The sequence below is a fragment of the Brevundimonas sp. genome, from assembly GCF_016463295.1.
Classification (GTDB): Bacteria; Pseudomonadota; Alphaproteobacteria; order Caulobacterales; family Caulobacteraceae; genus Brevundimonas.
The window spans coordinates 1-21,972 of the sequence record NZ_JAEMRO010000035.1; the positions used below are offsets into that span (position 1 = coordinate 1).

Genomic DNA, 21,972 nt, shown 5'->3' on the forward strand with positions numbered 1-21,972 from the left:
ACGGCGGCGGCAGTCGTGGCGCGGCTGTCGATCTCCAGCTGGAGGTCGGCCCCCAGACATTCGACGGCTTCCTCGCCGATCTTCAGCTTGTGCAGGTCCTGCAGATTGGGCAGGCCGTCCAGGAAGAGGATGCGTTTGATGAGCATGTCGGCGTGCTTCATCTCGCCGATCGACTCGTCATAGATGATCTGGCCGAGGTGTTTCAGGCCCCAGCTTTCGAACATGCGGGCATGCAGGAAATACTGGTTCACGGCGGTGAGTTCGTTGGTCAGCACCGCATTGAGGGTGCGGATGATCGCGGGATCGCCCTTCATGGCCTTGGTCTCTTTCGATGAGCGGGTGTGGAGCCGACGGCCCCGAACGCATCCCGCCTTAGCCAGACAGTTCTATCACAGGAAATGCCGCTGTGATCTTTTGCGATTACTTATCAGCACATTGATATTGCGAATGATTTTTCCGCGCAAAGCGGGGCCTTATCGCGTCGGCTATTCGGCCGCCATGGCGAAGGCCTGACGGGTTTCCTGAATCATCTCGCGCATTTCGCAGACGCATTTGGCGCACTGGGCCTGGCACTGATTGCGGGTGAAGATGTCGCGCGGCCGGCAGGCGCCCGCCTCGATGGCCAGGGCCACGTCACGCTTGCGAAGACCATTGCAGTTGCAGACGTACACGGCAGGCTCGACCCGGCTGGTGATGCGAATGGTTCGCTATAGCAGGCTCGTTAAGGCGAATGCAAGGCGTTCGCAGGAGTGGCGGGTTGACGCGGACTGGAGGGCAACGCACTTGCCGGGCATGGCCAAGCAATCCCTGATCCCCGAACGCCCGCCCTGTCGGCTGTATCTGATCACGCCGCCCGCGATCCCGGACATGGCGGCCTTTGTCGCAACCTTGGCCGAGGCCCTGGACGCCGGAGATGTCGCGGCCCTGCAGATCAGGCTGAAGGATGTGGATGATGCAGCGGTGCTGGCGGCGGTAGAGGCGATCCGGCCCGTGGCGCAGGCACGCGGCGTCGCGGTAATCCTGAACGATAGGCCCGACCTGGCGAAACGGTCAGGATGCGATGGGGTCCATCTGGGACAGTCCGACATGCCGCTGGCCGAAGCCCGGCGCGTCATGGGGCCTGATGCGATGATCGGCATCACCTGTCACGACAGCCGCGAACTGGCCATGGATGCGGCCGAGGCCGGGGCCGATTACGTCGCCTTCGGGGCCTTCTATCCGACGACGACCAAGGCGACGACGCACCGCCCCGATCCCGAAATCCTGATGATCTGGCAGGAGACGGTCGAGGTGCCTTGCGTCGCGATAGGCGGCATCACTGTCGAGACGGCGGGAGGGCTGGCGCGAGCGGGCGCGGATTTCGTCGCGGTCAGCGGCGCGGTGTGGGATCATGCCGACGGTGCTGCGGCGGCCGTACGCGCCTTCAACGCGGCGTTGCTCGCCGAGTCCTGACCTTCAGGGGATGTTAGGGGGTGCGCGGTAAGCAAGGCAGCCCTTTAGTCGCTTGCCGGACCCGCGTTCATGCCCCAGAGCCGCGTGCTCTTCTCGACCGACAGCCTGCCCGTCGATGTGGCTGGACCGGTCACGACGATGGCCAAGGCGCGTCAGGCGGCGAATCTGCGTCGGCGCAGACAGGCCCTGACCCCGGTGTTCACGGCCCTGGCCGTGACCGTCATGGTCGTCGTTTCCATAAGTTTTGCCCGTTCTGTCGGACTTGTCGCGCCGCTGTGGGGTGCCGCCGGTCTGGCCGTAGTCGTCTGGCTCAGGACGTCATCGGGCCGGATGTACGACTACAGCTTCGGGGCCATGATCGCCGTGGGTCTGGCCGCCGGGAACTTCCTGGTCGGCAACGACACACTGCACACGCTGATGTTCACCCTGGCCAATATGCTGGACATCGTCGTGGCCGTGCTGATGGCGCGTCGGTTCGCGCCGACACTGAACCTGGCGACGGTTACGGGAGCCACGCGCTTCCTGCTGGGGGCGGCTCTGATCGCGCCCATTCCGTCGGCGGTGTTCGCCAGCACCATGCTGTACTGGATGGACGGCACCAACCCCTTGCTGAGCGCCCAGACCTGGTGGTTCGGCCATGCACTGAGCATCGCCATCATCGGCAGCTTCGGCCTGTCGCTGACGAAGCGGGAGCTCGCCAGGCTGCGCGCGCCCGCCGTAGCGCTGGAGGCTGCGGTCCTGATGGCCCTGCTGACGGTCGGGGGCTGGGTCGTGTTCGTGCATCTGGATGTCCAGCTTTCGTTCCTGATCCTGCCGATCCTGCTGCTGATCGCGGTGCGCCTGCGCATGCTGGGGGTGACGGCGGCGCTGTTGATCGTGACCATTCTGGCGGTCGGCGGCAGCATGACCGGCCACGGGCCGTTCACCGGTGATTTCAGCCGCGCGGATCAGGCGCTGATGGGTCAGTTGCTTGTCATGCTGGGCTATCTGCCGGTCATGCTGGTCGCCGCCTTGCTGGAGGAGCGGGACCGTCTGTCGGACCGCGCCAAACTGGGTCAGGTGCGGGCCGAGAAGGCCTCGGCCGCCAAGTCGCGCCTGCTGGCCAATGTGGCGCACGAGATCAAGAGCCCGGTCGGAGGCATCATCGGCATCGGCGACCTGTGGCAGGGCGGGCAGCTGGGACCGGTCAACGAGACCCAGGCCGAGATGGCGGCCATGCTGGTGAAGACGGCACGGCAGGTGGAAAGTCTGGCCCACGATCTGCTCGACGTGGCCCGCGCCGAGTCCGGAGAGGTCAGCGTCGAGCTGCGACCCACGGATGTGCCCGGCGTACTGGAGGATGTGCGCCGCGCGACCGCCCTGCGGCCGGAGGCCGACACCCTGAAGCTGGAAGTCGTGACCGAGGGTGATGGACTGGTGGCCCTGGCGGATTCGCAGCGGCTCAATCAGGTGGTGACCAACCTGGCCAGCAATGCCGTGAAGTATGGAGCCAGCGGGGGCATCGTCACCTTCCGCGCCAGTCGTGTGCACGACGCCGTGCGGATAGAGGTGATCGACCTGGGGCCGGGCCTGTCAGCGGAGAAACAGGCGCAGCTTTTCGAGCCCTTCAATCGCCTGGGGCTGGACCGCTCGACGATCGAGGGTCATGGCATCGGCCTGGCCCTGGCCAAGCGGCTGGTCGAGCTTCAGGGGGGCAGTATCGGCGTGGTGTCGCAGCCGGGCGAGGGCGCGACCTTCTGGATCGAACTCCCCGCCGCCTGACGCCAGTCACCAGGCGTTGAGACGTTCCGCCGCGCGACCGAACGCTCATGGACATTGCGGTTCGACGGGTATAAAGCCGCAATTGTCGTAGGGTTATTTGAAAAGGCGATCACCGTGGAATTCGACGCGCTTCTGCTGTCGCGGATGCAGTTTGCCTTCACCATCGCGTTTCACATCCTGTTCCCGGCCTTCACAATCGGGCTGGCGGCGTTTCTGGCGGTGCTGGAGGGGCTGTGGCTCTGGACAAAGCGGGACGCGTTCAAGACCCTGTATCTGTTCTGGGTGAAGATCTTCGCCCTCAGCTTCGGCATGGGCGTCGTGTCGGGCGTGGTGCTGAGCTATCAGTTCGGTACAAACTGGTCGGAGTTCATTCGCCTCACCGGCGGGGTGATCGGGCCGCTGCTGGCGTTCGAGGTGCTGACGGCCTTCTTCCTGGAGGCGTCGTTCCTGGGCGTCATGCTGTTCGGCTGGAAAAAGGTCGGGCCCAGGCTGCACTTTACAGCCACCGTGCTGGTGGCGATCGGGACGACCATCTCCGCCTTCTGGATCCTGTCGGCCAACAGCTGGATGCAGACGCCGCAGGGCTTCGAGATCATGGCCGACGGCCGGTTCCAGGCTACGGACTTCTGGCAGGTGGTGTTTAACCCCAGCTTTCCGTCGCGGCTGGTGCACATGCTGCTGGCCGCCTTCATGACGACGGCTCTGGTCGTGGGCGCCGCCTCGGCCTGGCGGATCCTGAAGGAAAAGCGCGGCAGCACGACCTGGACCGAAAGCCGGATCGCCCTGGTCATGGCCATCGGCCTGGTGGCCGTGGTCGCGCCGTTGCAGCTGGTCGTCGGCCACTGGTCCGGCGAGGTGGCGCACAAGTATCAGCCGTCCAAGACCGCAGCTATCGAGGGCTATTGGGAAACGCGCTCCAACCAGCCGCTGCACCTGTTCGGCATTCCGGACCGCGAGGCGCAGAAGAATCACTTCGAGGTTTCGATCCCCGGCATCGGCAACATGATCCAGAATGTGCCCAAGGATGAGGTCATCCAGGGCCTGGACGCCTGGCCGCGCGAGGATCAGCCGCCGCCCTTCATCCCCTTCTTCGGCTTTCGCATCATGGTGGGTCTGGGCCTGCTGATGATCGCCCTGGGTGGCGTCGGGGCCGTGCTGATCTGGCGGAAGCGGCTGTTCGAGAGCCGGTGGTTCCTGAAGTTCTGCGTGGCCATGGGGCCGAGCGGCTTCATTGCGGTGCTGGCTGGCTGGATGGTCACCGAGGTCGGGCGCCAGCCCTGGGTCGTCTATGGCGTGCTGAAGACGCGTGACGCCGTCTCGCCCGTCACGGCCGCCGAGGTGGCGACCAGCCTGACGGTCTATGTTCTGGTCTATGCCCTGGTGTTCACGGCCGGTGCCCTGTTCATCCTGCGGCTGATGGCCGAGGGACCCAAGGCGGCGCTGGCCGAACCCGATCCGCGTCAGGACCGGGCCCCCGGTTCGGCCCTGGCCAAGGCCCCCGCCGATGCCGAGGGTGGCATTCCGGGAGACGAGGACTGATGGACCTGCCGCTGATCTGGGCCGGGGTGATCGCAACCGCCGTGCTGTTGTACGTCATGCTGGATGGGTTCGACCTGGGTGTCGGCATCCTGTTTCCCTTCGCCCGATCGCCGGGCGAGCGGGACGTGATGATGAACACCATTGCGCCGGTGTGGGACGGCAACGAGACCTGGCTGGTGCTGGGGGGCGGGGGGCTGCTGGCGGCTTTTCCACTGGCCTATTCCATCCTGATGCCGGCGCTCTATCTGCCGGTGCTGCTGATGCTGGCGGGCCTGATCCTGCGCGGCGTGGCGTTCGAGTTCCGGTTCCGGGCCAGGAAGCGCGGCCGCAAGTTCTGGACCCAGATGTTCGCCGGTGGGTCGATCCTGACGGCGGCGGCGCAAGGGCTGATCCTGGGCGGCTTCATCCAGGGCGTGACCGTGGAGAACGAACAGTTCGCCGGCGGGCCGTTCGACTGGTTCACCCCCTATACGCTGCTGGTCTCGGCCGGGATCGTGGCGGGTTATGCCCTGCTGGGCGCGACCTGGCTGATGCTGAAGACCAAGGACAATCTGCACGGCGACGCCAAGCGCTGGACGCTGATAAGCGCGGCGTGCACGGCCGGGCTGCTGGCCGCGGTCAGTGTCGCCACACTGTTCGTGCATCCACGCATTGCCTTGCGCTGGGGCTTCGACCTGACGCAGGGGTTTGGGGTCGACTGGGGCGTGCTGGGGCCCTTGTTGCCCGTGCCGTTGCTGGGTCTGGCGGGTCTGATCCTGCTGGTGGGATCGGCGCGCCGGTCGTCGCATGTGCGGCCCTTCATCGGGACGATCATGGTCTTCCTGTCCGGCTATCTCGGGCTGGCGGCCAGCTTCACGCCCTACATCGTGCCCTATGCCGTGGACTTCCGGCAGGCGGCGGCTCCCGACAATGCCCTCGGGCTGATGCTGGTCGGGACACTGACCATCGTGCCCGCCATCCTGGCCTATACAGCCTGGGTCTATTGGGTGTTCCGGGGCAAGATCGACGAGGATGCCGGCTATCATCATTGATCCCGTCCCCCCGCCTGAGCCGAACGAGCCGCCCGGCCCCCTATGGAAGCGGTTGGCCTGGTTTGTCGGCCTGTCGGTTGTGGCCGCCGGGGTCACGGCCGTGGTCGCCTATGCGCTGAGGGCCTTGCCGTTCATGGGCTGACGGGCGACATAGGCAGGATGAAAAGTATCGCTTTTGCCGCCCTCATCCTCGCTGCCTCGCCAGGCCTGATCCATGCCCAGACAGCGACCCAGACACCGGCACCTGCCACGGCGCGACCCACGGGATTGCCAGATATCACGGGCAGCCTGAACGGTGCCCCAGCTCAAGCCCAGCCCTCGACCACGGTCCGTCCCGGCGCGCTCGGCCCTGTTCCCAGTCGCTCGCCTGCCGCATCGACACCGACCGTGACCGCAGCGCCAAGGGCCGAGGGGGCACCGCCTCCGCCGCCGATCGTGACACCGGCTCCCGCCGTGGCATCGACCGCTGCCCGTCGGCCCGCCGCTACGCCTTCATCGGCAGCCGTTCCGCCAGCGGCATCTGCAACGGCAGAGACGAGCGCGCCTGCTCCGGCTCCGGCTCCGGCCGCGACGGTGCTGGATGCGGCGGCTATCGCCGCCCTGCCGTTCTCTATCGAATTGCCGCCCGGTTTCCGGATCGAGACGGGGCGGCCCGGTCCGAACTTCAAGATCTACACGGTCAAGCGGGGCGATAAGTCCTTCGCCATGATCTATGCCGGGCCATCGTCGCAGTTCCCCATCTATTCCGGCGAAATGGCCGAGGTCGGGGGCCGTGCCACCGTCGTGGCCAACCAGGGCGGCACGCGTCACGCCATGGAGCATCTGTTTCAGCGCGAGACCGCGCCGAAGGAAATCCACGTCTGGATCATGTCGCTGGAGGGAGCCGATCAGGCCCTGGCCGAGCGGATCGGCCAGACGGTGGATGTACGCTAGGCCGCAGACCGCCTGACCGGGGCATCCGTCGGGCCCAGCCGGACACCGCGCAACCCGGCGAACACCAGAACCTCCTGTCCCGGCGCCTCGGCCCAGCGACGCAGGACAGACTGATAGGGCTCGCGCCGCCAGTCGTGCGGGCGCGCCGGATCGGATTCGACGATCAGGCGTGCGCCGCCTTGCTCGCTGTGCAGGACGAAGCCGGCGACGGAGGGTTTCCACGCTTCGTCGAGCGCATCGGTCAGCAGCCACAGGCAGTTGAAGACGCGGCAATCATCCGGGCGGTCGGCATAGATGGCGCAGCCGCTGGTCTTGCCGAAATGGCGGCACCATCTGCCCGCGGGCTTGGCCAGGGCCGTCACTCCCATCAGCTTGCAGCACAGGCCGCAGTCGCCACAGGATTTGGCGATGGTCGCCGTGGTCACGTGGCTTTGGGCTCGGACCAGATGGCCAGCTCGTTGCCGGCTGGATCGCGGAAGTGGAAACGCTGTCCGCCGGGGAAGTCGAAGATCGGCTTGACGATGGTTCCGCCCGCTTCGGTCACGCGGGCCAGGGCCGCCTCCAGATCGGTGGCATAGAGGACGGGCAGGGGGGCTTTCAGAGATGCCTCATCCGCATCGAAGCCACCGTCCAGACCTTCGCTGAAGGCCGCATAGGTCGGACCGTAGTCCTGAAACGTCCAGCCGAAGGCCGCGCCATAGAAGGCCTTGACGGTGCCGGTGCTGTCGGCGGGGAGTTCGAGGTAGTCCAGTTTTCCATCGACACGCATGCGTGATCTCCCGCTTCACAATGAGGGCTTGCCACGACCAACACTTCTGCGCAAACCTGCAAATGGTTCGCAATTGCGGGAGTCGCTCATGATCATCCTGACTACCGGAGGCCCGGCACTGGCGAGGCTGATGGCGAGCGACATGCCCCGCCGCAGTCAGGCCAGCTCGACCGCAAGGGCCACGGCCTCGCCGCCGCCGATGCACAGCGACGCCACACCCCGCTTTCCGCCGCGTGTCTGAAGGGCCCCCAGCAGGGTGGCCAGGACGCGAGCGCCTGACGCACCAATCGGGTGACCCAGGGCCGTCGCGCCGCCGTTGACGTTCAGCTTGGCGTGGTCGATCCCCAGTTCCTGCATGGCGATCATGGGCACGACGGCGAAGGCTTCGTTGACCTCCCACAGATCGACGTCCTCGACCGACCAGCCGGCCTTCTTCAACGCCTTCTGGATGGCCGGGACGGGGGCGGTGGTGAACAGGCCGGGCTCATGGGCATGGGCCGAATGGCTGACGATGCGGGCGACGATCGGCAGGCCCAGCGCCTTGGCCACGCTCTCGCGCGTCATGACCAGGGCCGCAGCGCCGTCGGAGATCGATGCGGAGGAGGCGGCGGTGATGGTGCCGTCCTTGGCGAAGGCGGGCTTCAGGCCGGGGATCTTCTCCGGCATGGCCTTGCCGGGTTGTTCGTCCTCGCTGATCGTCTCGGTGCCCTTGCGGGTGGTGACGTCCACCGGCGTGATCTCGGCCTTGAAGGCCCCCGAGGCGATGGCGGCGCGGGCGCGGGTCAGGCTTTCGACCGCATAGGCGTCCTGGGCCTCGCGAGTGAACTGATAAGTCCGGGCGGTGTCCTCGGCGAAGGAGCCCATGGGCTTGCCGGGGGAATAGGCGTCCTCCAGCCCGTCCATCATCATGCTGTCGACGATGACGTCGTGGCCGATGCGGGCCCCGCCGCGGTGCTTGTTCATCAGATACGGCGCGCCGGTCATCGATTCCATGCCACCGGCCACGATGACATCGGCGCTGCCCGCCATCAGGCTGTCGGAGGCCATCATGACGGCCTGCAGGCCCGAGCCGCACATCTTGTTGACCGTGGTCGCCTCGACATGCTGGCCCAAGCCCGCGCCGAGGGCGGCCTGGCGTGCGGGGGCTTGCCCAAGACCGGCGGGCAGGACGCAGCCCATGTAGATCTGCTCGATCTTTTCAGGCGCGACACCGGAACGTTCGACGGCCGCCTTGACCGCCGCCGCCCCCAGGTCGGTCGCCTTGGTGGTGGCGAAGGCTCCCTGGAACCCCCCCATGGGCGTGCGGGCGAACGAGACGATGACGACGGGATCGGACATCAGGACAGTATCCATGGCTGGTGCGCCGCAGGGGCGATGATGGGGGCGAGATGGGCCATCGGGCCCGGGCAGGCAAGACGGACTAGCCTGCGCTCTCACTCGTCGATTGTCGCGGCAGCAGATCTCCGACGGTCGGACAGTCGGCGGTGCGGGTCAGCAGAAGATCGCGCGGCTTGACGATTTCGTTGCAGTGGCCACAGGCGATGCGGGGGGTCAGGTCGTGGCCGCAGGTCTTGTGGATCATGGCAAAGCCGGCGTCGGTGTTGCCGTACACATGCTTGTTCCCCCAACCGTGCAGGGTGACTAGCACGCCGTACAGATCCTTGCCCTTTGCGGTCAGGACATATTCGTTGCGGGGCGGACGTTCGGAATAGAGACGCGGCTCCAGCACGCCGTGCTGTACCAGCGATTTCAGCCTCGCGGCCAATACGTTGCGCGCGACGCCCAGACGATCCTGCCACTGTTCGAAACGGCTGATACCGTTGAAGGCGTCGCGGATGACCAGCAGTGTCCAGGGATCGCCGATGACCTCCAGTGTCGCGGCGATCGAACAGCTCTGGCGTGAATAGTCGGCGGTGCGTCCCATACGGACGAAAGTGACCCTGCGTCAGGGGATTTGCAAGAGGGTTGTCATTCGGAACGGACGGAGTAAGTTGCTTTTGGCTATGGACATATCGCACCACCTGCGCGACGCGTCCTGATCCCCTCGACCTCCGGGCGGAAGACCTCGCGTCGTCCGCCCGTCTTTTTTGCAGTGATCCCATGACCGAACAGACACTGGATCAGGCCCTGACCTTGACCGCCAACGGCGCGGGGGGGCTGACGGCCGATCTGACCACCGGTTTCTCCAACTCACCGCAGAGTTGGCCGGGCGAAAAGGGCGCGCCGTTCGGCGGGCTGATGAGCGCCCTGGCGGTGAAGGCTCCGCGACAGGCGCTGGAGATCGCCCAGCCGCTGCGGACGGTGTCGGTGCAGTTTCTTATCGGTGCGCGGTTCGAGCCCTTGACCCTGACCAGCGAGAAGCTGAGGGGCGGGCGATCGGCGGTCTACACCTCGGTCCGGGCCGGGCAGCAGGATCGGCTGGCGATGAGCGCCCAGGTGACCTTTGGCAGTGCAGGCGACGGGCCGGAGGTGCGTGCCGCCACCATCGTGCCGCCACCGCTGGAGGACCAACTTCTGACGCCGATGGGCGACGGGTTCGCACCGCATTTCCTGCGTCATGTGGAGCATAGGTTCGTCGGCGGCATCAAGCTGTTCGGTAAGAACATCACCGACCGGATGGGTGTGTGGATGCGGACCGTGGACGGCCGACCATTGGACGAGGCGCGGCTGGCCTTTCTGCTGGATGCGACCTTTCCGGTTTACTGGACCATGCTGCCGCCGCCGCCCGCCGTCTCGGCCACGGCAGATCTGCGCTACGATTTCTTCGGGCCGGTGCCCGAGAATGCGGCCCCGGACGGCTGGACCTATTTCGAGTTCGTTTCACGCGACAGCCACGCAGGCTGGACGGTGGAGGATGCGACCGCCTGGGCCCAGGACGGACGTCCGCTGGCTGTCGGGCGGCAGCTGCGCAAGGTGATGGCGACGCGGGCAGTCTAGCCTTTCAGCAAGGCTTCAAGATGCGACAACCAGCGGCGGCCCAGGCGCAGGGCTTCGCCCGGAGAGCTGGTCTGGACCGGCAGGGTCGCGTCCCACAGCGCCAGTTCGAACTCCGGGTGACGCGCGTCCCCGAACAGCAGCCGCAGGGTGACCTGTTCCGCATCGGGGGCAAGGATGTCGAGAGATTTGCGGGTCTCGCCGCGTCGGACGCGGGCCACCACATGCCCATCGACGATAATCTCGCCGCCCTCGATTTCGTGGAAGTCGTAGACTAGGCCCGAGCCGCCGCGATTCCACAGGACGCTGACCTGCGCCCCGTCAAAATCCAGGCCGGCGGCCCGGCCCTCGGCCGGAGAATAGGCCTCCGCCTCGGGCGGTGAGTTCAGCGACTTGAACAGCGCCCGCTTCATGCGGCGCATAGGCTCCATCCACCAGGCGAGGATCAGCGCACCGGTCGTCAAGGCCGCCGCCGCCAGCGCCACCAGAAGCACCAGGCGCAGGGCCTCGGCCATGCTCAGTCCTCCAGTTCGACGACGACGGGGACATGGTCGCTGGGCTTGTCCATGTCGCGGGCGTCACGGTGGGTCTCAATCCCCTGAAACCGGTCGGCGGCCTGAGGCGAGAGCAGGTGGAAGTCGATGCGGATGCCGTTGTCGCGCTGCCAGGCCCCGGCCTGATAGTCCCAGAAGGTGAAGGTGCCGGGCGGCTGCCTGCCCAGTTCGCCGGCCTCGGACAGACCCAGATGCTTCAGGGCGCGGAAGGCGGCGCGGCTCTGGGGCTGGAACAGGGCGTCGTTTACCCAGGCTGACGGCGTCTTCGCATCGTCGGGTGTCGGGATGACGTTGTAGTCACCGCACAGGACGAAGGCCTCCTCCTGGGCCAGCAGGTTGCGAGCGTGGGCATGGAGGCGGTCCATCCAGGACAGCTTGTAAGCAAACTTCTCGGTGCCGATCGGATTGCCGTTGGGCAGGTAAAGACCGCCGACGCGGACCGGGCGGGGAGCCTCGATCAGGGCCTCGATATAGCGGGCCTGTTCGAAGTCGGCCTCGACGCCGGAGGTGTCGGTGCCCGGTAGGCCACGGCGGATGTCCGAGACCGGGTATTTCGAGAGCAGGGCGACGCCGTTGTAGCTCTTCTGGCCGTGGACCTGGACGTTGTAGCCGAGGGACTCAAAGGCCTCGCGAGGGAATTTCTCGTCCTGGCATTTGATCTCCTGCATGCACACCACGTCGGGCGTGGCGGCCTCGAGCCAAGCCAGCACGGTCGGGAGCCGAGCTTTGACGGAGTTGACGTTCCAGGTCGCGATGCGCATCCGCCCTGATTACGTCGCATCGGGGCGTTCTGTGAAGCCGCATAAGAAAACGCCCCCCGGAGCGAACTCCGGGGGGCGCTGCGATAGAAGCTGAGACTACTATTCCGTCGCGGCGGCGGGAGCCGTAGTCGTCAGGGTGCAGCCGGTTCCGATCGCACGGGCCTGAGCTGTGGCGCAGGCGTAGACTTGTTGGGTCACGCCTTCAGCATTGACGCGCGCGATGTAACCGTCGCCGGCACCGCACTTGGCCTCATAAAAGCGACCGTTGGCATTCTGGCCCATCAAACGGACGGCCTGCACGTCGCAAGAGGCGGCATCGGTGCCCGTCAGCTTGCCCCTGAAACTGGCGACCTGCTCATCGGTGGTGGTGAACTTGCAGGCACCGTTGGCAGCCACGACCTGCAGGCAATCCTGCAGTTGCCAGCCACTGGCCGTCTTCTCCAGCCAATAGCCGTCCTGACCTGAACAACCCACTTCATAAATCATGTTGTCGTCCGAGCTCTTGCCGATCGCCACGGCCTGATCGACCGTGCAGCTGACGCCGGCGTCCCTGGCCCATCCGCCGATGATCGCCAGACCGTTGTCGTTGGCAGGAAGGGCGCACTGTTGGCCGACGTCGGCGGCGGGGTTGCGCGCGCGGGCGGTCGCGGCGGTACCGGCAAGTTCGAGGCAATCGACCGCGAGCGGCGGTGTCGATCCCACAATGATGTAGCCGGGCGCATTGGCGCAGGCGACTTCGTAAATCCCTTGCTGCTGGGCATCGCGCCCCAGCATCACCGCCTCGGTGGCCTGACAGGTCTTGCCGGCTGCCGTCGCCAGACCTTGGGCTGCGGCTACCACTTGTTCGGCGCTGGGCGCAGCGGCTGCAGCGGCTGGCTGGCTCCTGTCGCCACGACGTACGCCGCGGACGCCGGTGGTGCGCTCCTGCTCGCGATCATTGCGGTCACCCCCGATCCGACCGGGCAGTACGCGTTCACCGCTGATGACGCCGGAGGCGCGCCGCGACTCGTTGCGTTCGTTGGGTCGTTCTTGGGCGAAGGTGGGCTGGGCCAGCATGGCGACGGCCATGGCGCAGCCGATGAGGCCAAGCGTTTTCTTCTTCAGCACGATAAAACTCCGGAATGACGTCTCCGTACCACCCTTGGCTAGGCATGCGGCGTCGGTCAAGTGACACGCACTGATACGGCTAGACCAATCGCGCCCGCGGGCCTATCAGATGAAGGTTGCGATTGGAGACGCACTTGGCCGATGGGCTGATGACCTCAGATGCGAAGGATGGCGTCCGTGACGAGCGCGGCCTGACGTATCCGTTTGCCGATCTGCCGGCACCGGGTGATGCCGTGGCCGTGGCACCCGGCGTGCAGTGGATGCGGCTGCCGATGCCGATCGCGCTGAACCACATCAATGTCTTTGCGATCGAGGATGGCGAGGGCTGGGCCCTGGTCGATACGGGGCTGGGGATCGAAGAGACGCGCGGGCTGTGGGACCAGATCCTCGCCGGACCGCTGGGCGGACATCCGGTCACGCGCGTGATCTGCACCCATATGCATCCGGATCATATTGGGCTGGCGGGCTGGCTGTGCGAGCGGTTCGATGCGCCGCTGCTGATGACGCGGCTGGAGTATGTGACGGCGCGAATGCTGGTGTCGGATACGGGCAAGGCGGCTCCAAGGGCGGGCGAGACCTTCTATCGCGCGGCCGGTTGGGATGAGGCGCAGATCGAGACCTATCGGCGCGAGTTCGGGCGGTTCGGCATGGCGGTGTCGCCGATGCCGGCAGGCTATGTGCGGATCAGCGAGGGTGACCGGATCAGAATCGGCGGCCATGACTGGCGTGTAGTGGTCGGCGAAGGCCATAGCCCCGAGCATGCCTGTTTGTGGCGCGAGAGCGACGACGTGGTGCTGGGGGGGGACCAAATCCTGCCGCGCATATCCTCCAATGTTTCGGTGTGGCCGACGGAGCCCGAGGCCGATCCGTTGGGGGACTGGCTGGTATCGCTTGAGCGGATGAAGACGGTGCTGCCGGAGAGCGCGCTGATCCTGCCGTCGCATGGGGAGCCGTTCTATGGGGTTCACACGCGGCTGGATGCCCTGATCCGGGGGCATGAGGCGTCGCTGAAACGTCTGGAGCGGTCGTTGAAGGAGCCCAAACGGGCGGTAGACGTGTTCGGCAGCCTGTTTGCCAGACCGGTCGGCGACGGCGTACGCGGCATGGCCACGGGCGAGGCGATCGCGCATCTGAATTATCTGGCCCGCCAGGGTCGAGCCACGCGGACCCGCGATGCCGACGGCGTCGACTGGTGGACCGCCACCCCTATCGAGGAGGCCTGAGCCATGACCGACCATATCCGTACCGACCTGAGCGACGGCGTCCTGAGCGTCACCTTCGCTCGACCCGAGAAGAAAAACGCCATCACCCAGGCGATGTATTCGGCCCTGGCCGAGGCGACGCAGAGGGCGCAGAGCGATGACGCGGTGCGGGTTCTGCTGTTCCGGGCCGAGGGCGACAGCTTTTCGGCCGGCAATGACATCGCCGACTTCATCGCCATTGGATCGCAGGCGGGTGAGCCGCTGGATATGCCGGTGTTCCAGTTCCTCAAGGCGCTGGCTGATCTGGACAAGCCGGCGGTGGCGGCGGTGCGGGGACGGGCCGTGGGGATCGGGCTGACGTTGCTGCTCCACTGCGACATGGTGGTGGTGGCAGAGGATGCCCTGCTGTCGGCACCGTTCATCAATCTGGCGCTGGCTCCGGAGGCGGCGTCCAGCCTGTTGCTGCCGCAGGTGCTGGGGCATCAGCGGGCCTTCGAGATCTTTGCCCTGGGCGAGCCGATCGACGGGCGCACGGCGGTGGCCTGGGGTCTGGCCAATCGGGCGGTGGCGAGCGACCAGGTCGAGGCGACGGCGCTGGACCTGGCGGGCCGACTGGCGGCGCGAGCCCCCAACTCGCTGCGCAAGACCAAGCGGCTGATGCGGGACGCCGAACATCTGTGGGCCCTGATGCAGCGCGAGGGCGAGGCCTTCGGCAGCCAGATGAAGAGCCCCGAGGCGATGGAGGCCTTCATGGCTTTCAGCCAGAAGCGGGCCCCGGATTTCAGCAAGGTCGGCTGATTGGCCATTGCGCAGTGGGGCGCGGGGCTTTAGGCGCCACGCCCATGTTCGACACGCCGTCAGCCCCTGTTCGTATCGAGACCGAGACACCTGCGGACGCCGCGGCGGTCGAGGCTCTGGTGCTGGCCGCCTTCGGCCCGGGCCGGTTTGCCAAGACGGCGGAGCGGCTGCGGGAGCGGGCGTCGGTGGTTGCGGGCTTTGTGGCGCGGGAGGACGGCGCGGTCATAGGCTCGGTCAGGCTGTGGGCCATCACCATAGGAGACGCCAGGGCGCTGTTCCTGGGGCCGATCGCGGTGGAGGCGGGCAACCGGCGCGGGGGGCTGGGGGCCGAACTGGTGCAGGCGTGCCTAGCCTTTGCGGAGACCGACGACGTGGCCGGGCTGCTGCTGGTCGGGGATGCGCCATATTTCGAACGGTTCGGGTTCCGGAAGGCCGAGGGCGTCGTCATGCCCGGGCCGGTCGATGGGCGGCGGCTGCTGTGGTGGGGACCAGCGGATGTTTCCGGGATCGTGCGGGCCGACTGAAAACAGAGTCCGCTGAGTCCACTCAGTCCACCTGGTGCCGTTTCCGACTTCGATATGGGCGGGGCATCGTCGCCAGACTGGCATGCGGACACGTCAGATACGGTCGCAGGGCTTTCGGCGCGGGTGCATCGGGCCTAGATCGGTACCATGCCGACCTCATCCGACAATCCGACCGGACTGGCCGCCGTCGCGGCGGCAGCGAAGCAGGCACCCGGGCGGGGCATTCCGCCGGTGCATCTGTGGCACCCCGAGCATTGCGGCGACATCGACATCGTCATCCAGAGGGATGGCCTGTGGATGCACGAGGGCTCGCCCATCGGGCGGGCAGAGTTGGTGCGCCTGTTCTCGACCATCCTGCGCAAGGATGCGGACGGCTATGTGCTGGTCACGCCGGGCGAGAAGCTGTCGATCACGGTCGAGGATCTGCCGTTTCGGGCGGTGGCGGTGGAGATCGGGACCGATCGCCTGACCTTCACCACCGATGTCGGCGACGAGGTCGAGGCGGGGCCAGAGCACGCAATAGTGGTCGAGACCGATCCGGAGACGGGCGAGCCCGCGCCGCGCGTGCATGTGCGGGCCGATCTGTGGGCGCGGATCGCACGGTCGGTCTTCTACGAACTGGTCGAGGCGGCCGAGGTCGAGGACGGGCAGTGGGTCGTGCGGGCGCAGGGGCGGGCCTTTGTGCTGGGTCCCGTGAGCGCCGAATGAGCAGAGAGGCGCTGAAGGCCGAATTGAAGGCGCGGTTGCTGCCGGTCGAAAGCTGGTCGATCGAGAATGGGCCAGCGCGGTCCGACTTCGACCTGAACCCGGATGCAGAGCGCGAAGAGCGCACTTTGCGGGCAGCGGCCGTCTTGATCCCCATCATCGCACATGAAGGTGGGGCGACGGTGCTGATGACGCGGCGGTCCGACACCCTGGCCAGCCATACCGGGCAGATCGCCTTTCCGGGCGGGCGGCTGGACCCCGGCGAGACGGCAGTCGAAGCGGCCCTGCGCGAAGCGTGGGAAGAGGTGGCGCTGGCCCCCGATGCGGTCGAGATACTGGGGCTGGGCGATGCCTATGAGACGGGGACGGGGTTTCTGGTCACCCCGGTGATCGGCTGGCTGAGCCATGCGCCCGAGACCACGCCGTCGCCGGACGAGGTGGCCGAGGTGTTCGAGGTGCCGTGGGATTTCCTGATCGACGGGGCCAATCACCGGCGCGACTACTATGATCCGGAGACGGGGCCGAGGCGGTGGTACTGGGCCGTGCCGTTCGGGGAACGCTACATCTGGGGCGTGACGGCGGGGATCGTGCGCGCGCTGAGGATGCGGCTGTATGGCGAGGAGGCGGCGTGAGCGTGCGTCTGACCGGACAGGACTGGCTGAGCGATCCGGCCACGCGGGCGGTGATCGCGGCGCTGGAGGCGGCGGGCGGGCCGGGCTGTGCGCGGTTCGTGGGCGGCTGCGTGCGAAATGCCCTGATGGGGCAAGGCATCGACGATGTGGACATCGCCACGACGCTGAAACCCGAGGAAACCAAGGCGGCGATCGAGACGGCGGGGCTGAAGGCCGTGCCGACCGGCATGGCGCATGGGACGGTGACGGCGGTCTCGGCGCGCAAACCCTATGAGATCACGACCCTAAGGCAGGATGTCTCCACCGATGGGCGCAATGCCACCGTGGCCTTCACCGACGACTGGGCCGAGGATGCGGCGCGGCGCGATTTCCGGCTGAATGCGCTGTATGCCGATGCGTCCGGAGAGGTGTTCGATCCGACGGGGCATGGGGTGTCGGACGCGGCGGAGGGGCGGATCGTCTTTGTCGGCGAGCCCGAGACGCGAATCCGCGAGGATTATCTGCGGATCCTGAGATTCTTCCGCTTCTACGCCTGGTATGGGCGGGGCGAGCCGGATGCGGAGGCGATGGCGGCCTGCGCGGCGCTGGCCGAGGGGATGAAGCGGCTGTCGGCCGAGCGGGTGTCCAAGGAGATGCTGAAGCTGCTGGCCGCGCCGGACCCGCGCGGCGCGGTGGTGGCGATGCGCGAGGCCGGGGTGCTGGCGCAGGTGCTGCCCGAGGCGACCGACTTTCCCGAGTCCGGGGCGACGTTCGAGGCGATGGTGGAGCGGTCGCCGGAAGCCGGGATGCGGCTGATGGCGTTGCTGCCGCCCGATCAGGATGTGGTGAAGGCGGTGGCGGTGCGGCTGCGGCTGTCCAATGCGGTGCGGGACCGGCTGACGGCGGCGGTGCGGGCGTGGGCGGTGGTCGATCTGGAGATGACGGATCAGGCGGCGCGGGCGGCGATCTATCGCCAGGGGCGGCCGGGGTTCAAGGATGCGGTCGTGCGGCGCTGGGCGGAAGCGGCGGATGGTGCAGACGCCGGTGCGCGGCGGTTGCTGGCGCTGGCCGACGGCTGGACCGTGCCGCGGCTGCCTGTCGGAGGACGGGAGCTGGCGCAACAGGGGCTGGAGCCGGGGCCGGAGACGGGCCGGGTGCTGAAGGCGTTCGAGGACGGCTGGATTGCTGACGATTTTCCGACGGAGGGGCATGAGGCGCGGCTGAAGGCGCTGATCACTGCGCCAAAGTGAAGGTCGTGACGACCGGGGCGTGGTCCGAGCCATTGGGCAGGCCCAGGCGGCGACGGGTGAAGGTCAGGTCGGGCGAGCGATAGACCTGGTCGATGGTCATGCCGAAAACGGGGGGCAGGGCCGTGGGCCAGGTGCCCAGAATGCCGGGGGCCGGGTGCAAGCCGACCTCGTCGCGGACCTGACGGCCGATGCGGGCGGACGAGACGCTGTTGAAATCGCCCGCGACGATCATGGGGCCGGTGGTGGTGCGGCGAAGGTCGGCCAGGTTCTCGGTCTGGATGACCTGGCCGTGCTGATATTCATAGGGCCAGGGGCGGGTCAGGTGGACGCCGACGATGTTGATGGGCCCCAGCGGCGTGTCGGCCACGGCGGCGACATCGTGCAGCAGGTCGGGGAAGGTCGGCACCTGCGTCAGGGGATAGCGCGAGGCGATGATGGAGCGCGACGGCCCGCGCATCTGGGCCGGCAGGGTGGCGTCGACGCGATGCGGATAGTCGCCCAGCAGGGCCTCGATGCCGTCGGCGGTCTGGAGGCTGAGTTCGACCAGGACGATGATGTCGGGATCGGCCTGATCGATCGAGCGGCGCATGCGGTCGATATCGGTGTTCAGATAGTGGACGTTGGCGGAATAGAGGGTCAGTTCGGGTGCGCCGGGCCGGGCCGGGGGCTGGACCGGAAACCACTGGGGCCAGACGGCGACCAGAAGGGTGACGGCGACGATCAGGCCGAAGGCGGTGGCCCGCCACAGGCGGGCGACGGCGACGAGGGCGATCAGCAGAACCGTGGCCGTCAGGGCCGGGGCGGTGAACTGGGCCAGGATGTCGATCCAGCGGTGGCCCGAGCCGGACAGGGCCGCCACCGCCAGGGTCAGCGGGGCGAACAGGCTGAGGCCGATCAGGACTTCGGCAATGCGCCAGGCCAGGCCGCCCCGTGCGAAAGGCGGGCGAGCGGGCAGGTCCGGTTGAACGGGTGACGTCATCGGGCGTTGGAAGCTTTGCGGCAGGAGACGAATGAATGGCCAAGCGGACCATCGGCGATATCGAGAAGATCTGGGCCAATGTCGAGGGCATCAAGAAGCTGTCGGACCGGGCGGTCGGCATCGGGCCGTTCGGCATCGGGCTGGACGGGCTGCTGACCTGGATCCCGATCGTCGGCATCGTCTATACGGTGGGGGCGGGGGGATGGCTGCTGACCCAGGCGTTCCGGGCCAAGGCGTCGCCGATCACCCTGCTGAAGATGTTCGGCTATCTGGGCGTCGATACGGCGACGGGCGAGGTGCCGATCCTGGGCGATGCGGTCGACTTCTTCTTCCAGGGCCATTTGCTGGCCGCCAAGGCCCTGCAGGCCGAGATGGAACAGACCCACTGGGTCGAGGCCCGCGAGGCGGATGCCAAGGCCTCAGGCGAGCATGAGCGGCACATGGAGGTCGTGGCGCGCGATCCGCAGTTGAAGCGGGTGGTGTACCTGCACGATTGAGGGGGCGGTTTTGGTCGGGTGATTTAAAGTCTGCAATCGACCCAAAGCGGGCCTCCCGCTAGATCAGCTCTTTACCGCTTCCCAACGTGCGACAGGCTCGTGGCAAGTTATTGCATCGAAGGTTCCATCGTCGGAGACGATTCGGTAGTGGCGATAGGGCCTGTCTGACCACCACAGCCGCCCTAGATAGGAGGACAGCCAACTGGAGTTGGTCACTTCCATCAAAGGCCAGAGGTAGCGGGAGTACGTCGGGTGCGTGAGTCTAGGGTAGTCGGCAGAGACCGTCGTAGAAGGCGCAGCAATTTCACTGAAACAGCCAAAGGCTTCAGCCTGAAACTCGATCAGCAGATCACGGTCGCCCTCGTAGAAGGAGTAGACCACGCGCACACTGACGTGTTCGGGAGCGCCTTCAACTTCAATGCCGCATGGGGTTTGTGGTAGGTCTGGGAGCGGAATCCAAGGAGTGATTTCGTTGTCCATGCGGTCTGACCTAGCCGAAGGTGGCGCCAGAGCCAATGTCGGCCTCCCACCCATAGCGGAACTTCGCGACAGCCGTTCCTGGATTGCGCTCGTACGCTCGTCGACATACACGTAACGCACACGAACCGTATATTTCAGGACCGCCCATGGGTATCGTCAACATCGAGGATGAGCTGCATGAGCAGTTGCGGCGGGCCAGTCGGGTGTCGTGCCGGTCGATCAATGGGCAGGCGGCGTTCTGGATCCGGATCGGCATGCTGTGCGAGATGAATCCCGGTGTGAGCTATCAGGATCTGGTGGCGCGTGAGCTGAAGGCGGCGGGGGTGGATGCGCCTGCTACGGAGACCATCGCGGCGTGACCAAGACGCCGGCGGAAGTCGAACTGATGGCCGAGGCCGGGCGGTTGCTGGCGCGGGTCTTCACCCATCTGGACAGCCTCACGATGGCGGGGATGAGCACGCTGGAGATCAACGACCGGGTCGAGGCCTACATCACCGATGAGCTGAAGGCGCGGCCGGCGAGCAAGGGGCAGTATGACTATGGCTTCGTGCTGAACAGCTCGATCAATGCCGTGGTCTGTCACGGCGTGCCCTCGGCGGACGAGGTTCTGAGGGACGGGGACATCGTCAACCTGGACATCACGCTGGAGAAGGACGGCTTCATCGCCGATTCCAGCAAGACCTATCTGATCGGGGCGGTGTCGCCTGCGGCCCGGCGGCTGGTGCAGACGACATACGAGGCGATGTGGCGGGGCATTCTGGCGGTGAAGCCCGGTGCGCGTCTGGGCGACATCGGCCATGCGATCGAGCGGCATGCGCGGCGGGCGGGCTATTCCATCGTGCGCGAATACTGTGGCCACGGCATCGGGCGCGAGATGCACGAGGCCCCGCAGGTGCTGCATTTCGGCAAGCCGGGGACAGGGCTGGTGCTGAAGGAAGGCATGACCTTCACCATCGAACCGATGCTGAACCAGGGCAGGCGGATGGTCGAGACCCTGGAAGACGGCTGGACCGTGGTCACGGCCGACGGGAAGCTGTCGGCCCAGTTCGAGCATACGGTAGCGGTGACCAGGGACGGCGTCCGGGTCCTGACCCTGCGTCCCGACGAGGTGCGGGGCGGGATGCGCCGGGCGGCGTGAAGCAGCGCCCATCGGCTGAGAGTTCAGCGATTGTCCGCACGAACAGATTCGCCAACTTACTGATCTGGAAGCCCTATCGGGCGCGACCAGCGTCCTGAGCCCGCCATAGGAAGCGGCTGACGCAGACTGATCTCCGACATTCCCCCGGAGATTATTCGCATGAGCGCCGACCGAACCGCCCGACTGGAGCTGCCGTATCTGGCGGCCGGGCAGATGCAGAAACATGTCACCCTGAACGAAGCGCTGACGCGGCTGGATGCCCTGGTCCAGACCCTGATCGTCAGCCGGACGACAGTGGCCCAGCCAAGCGCACCGGAGGAGGGTGCGCTGTATGTGCTGCCCGCCGCGCGGACGGGGGAGGACTGGGGCACCCGGGCGGTGGGGACGCTGGTCCGGGCCGACATGGGCGGCTGGGTCGAGGTGCCGGTGCAGGACGGGCTGATCGCCCTGGTCGAGGATGCGGGCGAGCTGATCGTGCGGTCGGGCAGCGACTGGGTGGCGCTGGGCGCGCGGCTGGGCGTCTTGCAGGGACTGAGCCGACTGGGGCTGAACACCACGGCCGATGCGACCAACCCCTTTGCCGCGCGGGTGAACAAGGCGCTGTGGACTGCGCGGGAGAGCGGGGCGGGGGGCGATGGCGATCTGAGGCTGACGTTCAACAAGGAGGCGGCGAGCGATGTGCTGTCGCTGCTGTTCCAGAGCGGATTTTCCGGCCGGGCCGAGCTGGGGCTGATCGGGGGTGACGACCTGACGCTGAAGGTCAGCGCGGACGGGACGACCTGGCACGAGGCGCTGAGCGTGGACCGCGCGACGGGACGCGTGACCTTTGCCCGAGGTGCGGGACGGCGCGTGTTGACGGTGTTCAACGCCAGCGGCAGCTATGTCGTGCCGGCGTGGGCTCGCAGCGTGGAGGCCGTCGTGGTCGCGGGCGGCGGGGGCGGTGGCGC

The 21,972-nt window shown here is 66.8% G+C and carries 28 protein-coding genes; 17 read left to right on the forward strand and 11 right to left on the reverse strand.

All coding sequences use genetic code 11. From position 1 onward, the window contains the following. Nucleotides 1–314, reverse strand: a 314-nt coding sequence (gene bfr / locus JHC81_RS08755) for a bacterioferritin (protein ID WP_292173442.1), incomplete at its 3' end; no start/stop codon positions are given. 171 nt (nt 315–485) lie between these two features. Continuing rightward, entirely contained in the window at nt 486–671 is a 186-nt protein-coding gene (locus JHC81_RS08760) for a (2Fe-2S)-binding protein (protein WP_292173444.1), read from the reverse strand. Between the two features lie 121 nt (nt 672–792). Here JHC81_RS08760 and thiE point away from each other — a divergent pair, with 121 nt between their 5' ends. The 6 genes from thiE to JHC81_RS08790 all read left to right on the forward strand — a co-directional run bounded on the left by thiE (nt 793) and on the right by JHC81_RS08790 (nt 6,716). After that, nucleotides 793–1,452: a thiamine phosphate synthase gene (gene thiE, locus JHC81_RS08765; protein ID WP_292173447.1), complete on the forward strand. Its 660-nt coding sequence runs from the start codon at nt 793–795 to the stop codon at nt 1,450–1,452. A 69-nt stretch (nt 1,453–1,521) separates the two neighbouring features. Next, nucleotides 1,522–3,213: a sensor histidine kinase gene (locus JHC81_RS08770; protein WP_292173451.1), complete on the forward strand. Its 1,692-nt coding sequence runs from the start codon at nt 1,522–1,524 to the stop codon at nt 3,211–3,213. Between the two features lie 114 nt (nt 3,214–3,327). Further along, a complete protein-coding gene (locus tag JHC81_RS08775; RefSeq protein ID WP_292173453.1) occupies nt 3,328–4,752 on the forward strand; it encodes a cytochrome ubiquinol oxidase subunit I in 1,425 nt (474 codons plus the stop codon). Beyond that, nucleotides 4,752–5,783, forward strand: coding sequence for a cytochrome d ubiquinol oxidase subunit II (cydB, locus tag JHC81_RS08780; protein ID WP_292173456.1), 1,032 nt, complete (start codon nt 4,752–4,754; stop codon nt 5,781–5,783). The genes JHC81_RS08775 and cydB overlap by 1 nt, the downstream gene beginning before the upstream one ends. Further along, nucleotides 5,764–5,925, forward strand: coding sequence for a hypothetical protein (locus tag JHC81_RS08785; protein ID WP_292173459.1), 162 nt, complete (start codon nt 5,764–5,766; stop codon nt 5,923–5,925). Before cydB ends, JHC81_RS08785 begins: the two co-directional genes overlap by 20 nt. Nucleotides 5,926–5,942: 17 nt before the next feature. Then, nucleotides 5,943–6,716, forward strand: a complete 774-nt coding sequence (locus JHC81_RS08790; RefSeq protein ID WP_292173461.1) for a hypothetical protein — start codon at nt 5,943–5,945, stop codon at nt 6,714–6,716. On the opposite strand, the gene JHC81_RS08795 is transcribed toward JHC81_RS08790, so the two are convergent. The 4 genes from JHC81_RS08795 to JHC81_RS08810 all read right to left on the reverse strand — a co-directional run bounded on the left by JHC81_RS08795 (nt 6,713) and on the right by JHC81_RS08810 (nt 9,409). Next, the gene (locus JHC81_RS08795) at nt 6,713–7,141 is read right to left on the reverse strand and encodes a YkgJ family cysteine cluster protein (protein ID WP_292173463.1); all 429 of its coding nucleotides are present in this window, start codon (nt 7,139–7,141) and stop codon (nt 6,713–6,715) included. The genes JHC81_RS08790 and JHC81_RS08795 overlap by 4 nt on opposite strands. After that, nucleotides 7,138–7,485, reverse strand: coding sequence for a VOC family protein (locus JHC81_RS08800; protein ID WP_292173466.1), 348 nt, complete (start codon nt 7,483–7,485; stop codon nt 7,138–7,140). Before JHC81_RS08800 ends, JHC81_RS08795 begins: the two co-directional genes overlap by 4 nt. A 156-nt stretch (nt 7,486–7,641) precedes the next feature. Further along, nucleotides 7,642–8,838, reverse strand: a complete 1,197-nt coding sequence (locus tag JHC81_RS08805) for an acetyl-CoA C-acyltransferase (protein ID WP_292173468.1) — start codon at nt 8,836–8,838, stop codon at nt 7,642–7,644. A gap of 67 nt (nt 8,839–8,905) precedes the next feature. Next, a complete protein-coding gene (locus tag JHC81_RS08810; RefSeq protein ID WP_292173470.1) occupies nt 8,906–9,409 on the reverse strand; it encodes a helix-turn-helix domain-containing protein in 504 nt (167 codons plus the stop codon). A gap of 176 nt (nt 9,410–9,585) precedes the next feature. On the opposite strand from JHC81_RS08810, the gene JHC81_RS08815 reads away from it, so the two are divergent. Then, nucleotides 9,586–10,422 (forward strand): thioesterase family protein, encoded by an 837-nt coding sequence (locus JHC81_RS08815; RefSeq protein WP_292173471.1) that lies wholly within the window; start codon nt 9,586–9,588, stop codon nt 10,420–10,422. On the opposite strand, the gene JHC81_RS08820 is transcribed toward JHC81_RS08815, so the two are convergent. The 3 genes from JHC81_RS08820 to JHC81_RS08830 form a co-directional block, all read right to left on the reverse strand. Beyond that, complete coding sequence (locus JHC81_RS08820; protein WP_292173473.1) at nt 10,419–10,934, reverse strand: hypothetical protein; 516 nt, start codon at nt 10,932–10,934, stop codon at nt 10,419–10,421. The two genes, JHC81_RS08815 and JHC81_RS08820, sit on opposite strands and share 4 nt — an antisense overlap. A gap of 2 nt (nt 10,935–10,936) precedes the next feature. Beyond that, a complete protein-coding gene (gene xth, locus JHC81_RS08825; protein WP_292173476.1) occupies nt 10,937–11,734 on the reverse strand; it encodes an exodeoxyribonuclease III in 798 nt (265 codons plus the stop codon). Nucleotides 11,735–11,833: 99 nt separating this feature from the next. After that, nucleotides 11,834–12,901: a hypothetical protein gene (locus JHC81_RS08830; protein WP_292173479.1), complete on the reverse strand. Its 1,068-nt coding sequence runs from the start codon at nt 12,899–12,901 to the stop codon at nt 11,834–11,836. An 89-nt stretch (nt 12,902–12,990) separates the two neighbouring features. On the opposite strand from JHC81_RS08830, the gene JHC81_RS08835 reads away from it, so the two are divergent. From JHC81_RS08835 to JHC81_RS08860, 6 genes are all read left to right on the forward strand, one after another. Then, nucleotides 12,991–14,064, forward strand: a complete 1,074-nt coding sequence (locus tag JHC81_RS08835) for an MBL fold metallo-hydrolase (protein ID WP_292173481.1) — start codon at nt 12,991–12,993, stop codon at nt 14,062–14,064. A gap of 3 nt (nt 14,065–14,067) precedes the next feature. Then, nucleotides 14,068–14,841, forward strand: coding sequence for an enoyl-CoA hydratase (locus JHC81_RS08840; protein ID WP_292173485.1), 774 nt, complete (start codon nt 14,068–14,070; stop codon nt 14,839–14,841). Between the two features lie 44 nt (nt 14,842–14,885). After that, nucleotides 14,886–15,365 (forward strand): N-acetyltransferase, encoded by a 480-nt coding sequence (locus tag JHC81_RS08845; RefSeq protein WP_292173488.1) that lies wholly within the window; start codon nt 14,886–14,888, stop codon nt 15,363–15,365. Nucleotides 15,366–15,512: 147 nt separating this feature from the next. Continuing rightward, nucleotides 15,513–16,073: a DUF1285 domain-containing protein gene (locus JHC81_RS08850; RefSeq protein ID WP_292173490.1), complete on the forward strand. Its 561-nt coding sequence runs from the start codon at nt 15,513–15,515 to the stop codon at nt 16,071–16,073. After that, a complete protein-coding gene (locus JHC81_RS08855; RefSeq protein ID WP_292173492.1) occupies nt 16,070–16,702 on the forward strand; it encodes a CoA pyrophosphatase in 633 nt (210 codons plus the stop codon). The genes JHC81_RS08850 and JHC81_RS08855 overlap by 4 nt, the downstream gene beginning before the upstream one ends. After that, a complete protein-coding gene (locus JHC81_RS08860) occupies nt 16,699–17,931 on the forward strand; it encodes a CCA tRNA nucleotidyltransferase (RefSeq protein WP_292173494.1) in 1,233 nt (410 codons plus the stop codon). Before JHC81_RS08855 ends, JHC81_RS08860 begins: the two co-directional genes overlap by 4 nt. Here JHC81_RS08860 and JHC81_RS08865 read toward each other — a convergent pair. Further along, on the reverse strand, nt 17,915–18,910 hold the full coding sequence (locus JHC81_RS08865) for an endonuclease/exonuclease/phosphatase family protein (RefSeq protein WP_292173497.1): 996 nt from the start codon (nt 18,908–18,910) through the stop codon (nt 17,915–17,917). The genes JHC81_RS08860 and JHC81_RS08865 overlap by 17 nt on opposite strands. Nucleotides 18,911–18,945: 35 nt before the next feature. Here JHC81_RS08865 and JHC81_RS08870 point away from each other — a divergent pair, with 35 nt between their 5' ends. Further along, nucleotides 18,946–19,407 (forward strand): DUF4112 domain-containing protein, encoded by a 462-nt coding sequence (locus JHC81_RS08870; RefSeq protein ID WP_292173499.1) that lies wholly within the window; start codon nt 18,946–18,948, stop codon nt 19,405–19,407. 63 nt (nt 19,408–19,470) lie between these two features. On the opposite strand, the gene JHC81_RS08875 is transcribed toward JHC81_RS08870, so the two are convergent. Further along, the gene (locus JHC81_RS08875; RefSeq protein WP_292173500.1) at nt 19,471–19,887 is read right to left on the reverse strand and encodes a hypothetical protein; all 417 of its coding nucleotides are present in this window, start codon (nt 19,885–19,887) and stop codon (nt 19,471–19,473) included. A gap of 146 nt (nt 19,888–20,033) precedes the next feature. On the opposite strand from JHC81_RS08875, the gene JHC81_RS08880 reads away from it, so the two are divergent. From JHC81_RS08880 to JHC81_RS08890, 3 genes are all read left to right on the forward strand, one after another. Next, the gene (locus JHC81_RS08880) at nt 20,034–20,246 is read left to right on the forward strand and encodes a ParD-like family protein (protein ID WP_292173502.1); all 213 of its coding nucleotides are present in this window, start codon (nt 20,034–20,036) and stop codon (nt 20,244–20,246) included. Continuing rightward, entirely contained in the window at nt 20,243–21,025 is a 783-nt protein-coding gene (gene map / locus JHC81_RS08885) for a type I methionyl aminopeptidase (protein WP_292173504.1), read from the forward strand. Before JHC81_RS08880 ends, map begins: the two co-directional genes overlap by 4 nt. Before the next feature lie 159 nt (nt 21,026–21,184). Continuing rightward, on the forward strand, nt 21,185–21,972 hold a 788-nt coding region (locus JHC81_RS08890), incomplete at its 3' end, for a DUF2793 domain-containing protein (RefSeq protein WP_292173506.1).